The 2235-nt window shown below is 44.5% G+C and carries 1 protein-coding gene; it reads right to left on the reverse strand.

What is annotated here, in order from left to right:
- Nucleotides 1-100: 100 nt before the first annotated feature.
- Nucleotides 101-2200: an elongation factor G gene (gene fusA / locus HUJ19_RS00020; RefSeq protein ID WP_290621511.1), complete on the reverse strand. Its 2100-nt coding sequence runs from the start codon at nt 2198-2200 to the stop codon at nt 101-103.
- Between the last annotated feature and the right edge of the window lie 35 nt (nt 2201-2235).

Consider the following 2235-nt stretch of genomic DNA (forward strand, 5'->3'; position numbering starts at 1 on the left):
GATTGTGCCTACGTTTACGTGCGGTTTCGTACGTTCAAATTTTTCTTTAGCCATTTTCAATTCCTCTAATTAAAGTTTGGAACTAATATTTCAATTTAAATTAAGAATTCTTGCTCATGATTGCTTCAGCAATGTTATTCGGGGCTTCTGCATAATGCGAAAACTCCATGGTGAAACTAGCACGACCTTGCGACAAACTGCGCACGTCAGTAGCGTAACCAAACATTTCTGAAAGCGGCACTTCCGCATCAATCACTTTACCAGTAGCATTCTCGCCCATACCCTTGACCAGACCACGACGACGGTTAAGGTCACCCATAACATCGCCCATGTACTCTTCAGGGGTTACAACTTCAACTTTCATCATTGGCTCAAGTAGTGCTGGGTTAGCAGTTTTTGCTGCATTTTTAACAGCCATGCTACCAGCAATCTTAAACGCCATTTCAGACGAGTCAACGTCGTGGTAAGAACCATCATATAGAGTCGCTTTGACATCAAGAACTGGGTAACCAGCCAAGATACCGTTTTCAAGCTGCTCTTCGATACCTTTAGCAACAGCACCGATGTATTCTTTAGGCACAACACCACCAACGATAGCGTTCTCGAACTCAAAACCAGTACCTGGTTCTTGTGGCTCAAGTCTAACCCAGACGTGACCGTATTGACCGCGACCACCAGATTGACGTACGAATTTACCTTCGACTTCAACAGTGTTACGGATAGACTCACGGTAAGCAACCTGAGGAGCACCAATGTTTGCTTCAACTTTAAACTCACGCTTCATACGATCAACGATGATGTCCAAGTGAAGCTCACCCATACCAGAAATAATAGTCTGCCCTGACTCTTCATCAGTACGAACGCGGAATGATGGATCTTCCTGTGCCAATTTACCTAGAGCGATACCCATTTTTTCCTGGTCAGCTTTGGTTTTTGGCTCTACCGCTACAGAGATAACCGGCTCTGGGAATTCCATACGCTCCAATACGATCTTATGATCGATATCGCATAAAGTATCACCAGTGGTTACATCTTTGAAACCTACGCCCGCAGCGATGTCGCCCGCGCGAACTTCTTTGATTTCTTCACGGCTGTTAGCGTGCATCTGAACGATACGACCGATACGCTCTTTCTTCTGCTTAACTGAGTTATAAACACTGTCACCAGAGTTAATAACACCTGAGTAAACACGGAAGAATGTCAAAGTTCCAACGAATGGGTCAGTTGCAATCTTAAATGCCAAGGCTGAAAATGGTGCATCATCATCCGCTTCACGGATTTCAAACTTCTCACCATCTTCGTCAATAGTACCTTGAATCGCCTTAACTTCTTTAGGTGAAGGCATATATTCAACAACAGCATCCAGAACGGCTTGAACACCTTTGTTCTTAAACGCAGAACCACCGAATACAGGGATGATTTCGTTTGCTAATGTACGCTTACGAATACCCATTTTGATTTCTTCTTCAGTTAGCTCGCCGCCTTCCAAATACTTTTCCATCAATTCTTCAGTTGCTTCTGCCGCTGCTTCGATCATCTCAAGGCGCATTTCTTCGCACTTGGCCTGTAAATCAGCAGGAATATCCTGGTATTCGAAAGTCATACCCATGTCTTCCTCATTCCAGATAATCGCTTTCATTTTTACCAGGTCAACAACACCTTTAAGATCATCTTCAGAACCAATTGTCATCTGCATTGGAACTGGATTTGCGTTTAGACGGTCTTTCAACTGTTGAACAACGTTCAAGAAGTTTGCCCCGGTACGGTCCATTTTGTTAACGAAAACCATACGAGGAACTTCATATTTGTTAGCTTGACGCCATACTGTTTCAGTCTGAGGCTGAACACCAGACGAACCACACAATACAACAACCGCACCGTCTAGAACACGTAGTGAACGCTCTACCTCAATGGTAAAGTCAACGTGTCCAGGAGTGTCGATAATGTTAATACGGTGCTCATCAAACTGAGCCTCCATACCACGCCAGAATGTTGTAGTAGCAGCAGAAGTAATAGTGATACCACGCTCCTGCTCCTGCTCCATCCAGTCCATGGTAGCGGCGCCATCGTGCACCTCACCGATCTTATGAGAAAGACCGGTATAGAAAAGAATACGTTCTGTAGTGGTGGTTTTACCAGCATCTACGTGCGCACAGATACCAACGTTACGATATCTGGCGATAGGGGTTTTACGTGCCACAATAAACTCCTTGGATTACCAACGGAAATGTGAGA

It is taken from the genome of Kangiella sp. (assembly GCF_014762745.1).
Taxonomy (GTDB): domain Bacteria; phylum Pseudomonadota; class Gammaproteobacteria; order Enterobacterales; family Kangiellaceae; genus Kangiella.